Annotated in this window: 2 protein-coding genes; both read right to left on the bottom strand. The window is 69.7% G+C overall.

Annotated elements, in window-relative coordinates; translation table 11 throughout:
- Positions 1-17: 17 nt before the first annotated feature.
- Positions 18-716, bottom strand: coding sequence for a class I SAM-dependent methyltransferase (locus LOY02_RS14445; protein ID WP_317183063.1), 699 nt, complete (start codon positions 714-716; stop codon positions 18-20).
- Positions 717-879: 163 nt separating this feature from the next.
- A partial coding sequence (gene argG / locus LOY02_RS14450) for an argininosuccinate synthase (RefSeq protein WP_317183062.1) occupies positions 880-1,917 on the bottom strand: 1,038 nt, incomplete at its 5' end.

Here is a 1,917-nt window from a genome sequence, read left to right on the forward strand (position 1 = left end):
GGGTCACCGTGGTTGGGTCACCGTGCGGTGAGGATCGAGGTGAAGCCGGCGAACTGTCGCGGGCCCGTGAACGGCGGAAGGGCGGCCGCCAGGTCTTCGGAGAACGTGCGCAGGTAGGCGACCGCCGAGGCGTGGTCCGGGAACGTCGCCCGCGTCTCGATGTCGCGCTGGGTCACGTGCGCGAAGTGGCGGCTCAGCGTCTCTGCCGCAATCTCGGAGGAGAACTGCGTGACGAGGGGTCGGCCGCCCGCTTCGGCCAGCAGCTCCGCGAGGTGGGCGTCGCCGTTGGTCGCCACCGTGAGCTGGCCTCCCGGCCGCAGGACCCGCCGCGCTTCTCTCAGGGCCCGGTCCACGTCCGGCACGTGATAGAGCATCCAGGCAGCGACAACACCGTCGAAGGTCTCAGCCATGAAGGGCAGTGCCGTCGCATCGGCCTGCCGGGCCGGCACGCCGAGCCGTCCAGTCGCCTCGACCATGGCCTCTGACAGGTCGGTCGCCAGGTAGTCGCAGCCGGGCATGGCGTCCATGACGGATCGGGCGAACTGCCCGGTGCCGCAACCGATCTCCAGGATCTCGCTGGGACGGGCCGAGATGACCGCGGTGCGGAGCACGTCGACGGGGGAGACGCCCTCGGGTCCGGGCCCCCACACCCCACGACGGACCTCCAGGTTGCCTTCACGCTCGTACTGCCCGGTGACATGCTCGTGCTCCGTCATCGCATCCACGCGCGAGAACATACCGGCCCATATCGGGTTGATTCGCCGCGCCGCGCCGCGCCGCGCCGATCGGTGGACCTTCACTCACGCGTCAGCGGCAGGTCCTTGTCCCGCTGCCTGGGTGGGCGCCACCGGTCGCGTGGGGACGTGCGGCCCATGGGCGTCAGTCGGTGCCGAACTCCATCGCTGCGCGGTCGAGCGCGTCGTCCTGGGTGTCGACGTCGGATGCAGCTGGGTTGGCCGAGATGGCCGCGGCACCCCCGGGTGCCAGCTCCCCGACGAGCTCCGCGTTGCGGGCGCCGAGGAGGCCTTGAGCGGCATACTGCTCGAGCTTGGCGCGGGAGTCGGCGATGTCGAGGTTGCGCATCGTCAGCTGCCCGATCCGGTCGACCGGGCCGAACGCCGCGTCCTCGGTGCGCTCCATCGACAGCTTCTCCGGGTGGTAGCTGAACGCCGGACCCGTCGTGTCGATGATCGACCAGTCGTCGCCGCGCCTGAGACGGACGACGACCTCGCCGGTCACGGCCGAGGCCACCCAGCGCTGGAGCGACTCGCGGATCATGAGGCTCTGCGGGTCGAGCCACCGGCCCTCGTAGAGGAGACGACCGAGTCGACGTCCCTCGGCGTGGTAGTTCGCGATGGTGTCCTCGTTGTGGATCGCGTTGAGCAGCCGCTCGTAGGTGAGGTGCAGCAGAGCCATGGCCGGTGCCTCGTAGATGCCGCGCGACTTCGCCTCGATGATCCGGTTCTCGATCTGGTCGCTCATGCCGAGGCCGTGGCGTCCGCCGATGCGGTTGGCCTCCAGGACGAGGGCGACGGGGTCGGGGTAGTCGACGCCGTTGATCGCGACGGGCCGGCCCTGCTCCCAGCGGACCGACACGTCCTCGGTCTCGATCTCGACGGACGGGTCCCAGAACCGGACGCCCATGATCGGCTCGACGATCTCCATGGACTCGTCGAGGAACTCCAGGGTCTTGGCCTCGTGGGTGGCGCCCCAGATGTTGGCGTCGGTCGAGTACGCCTTCTCGGCGCTGGCGCGATAGGGCAGGTCGCGCGCGGTGAGCCACTCGGACATCTCCTGCCGTCCGCCGAGCTCGCTGACGAAGTCGGCGTCGAGCCACGGCTTGTAGATGCGCAGCTCCGGGTTGGCCAGGAGGCCGTAGCGGTAGAACCGCTCGATGTCGTTGCCCTTGAACGTCGA

It is taken from the genome of Intrasporangium sp., from assembly GCF_032907665.1.
Lineage (GTDB): Bacteria > Actinomycetota > Actinomycetes > Actinomycetales > Dermatophilaceae > Intrasporangium.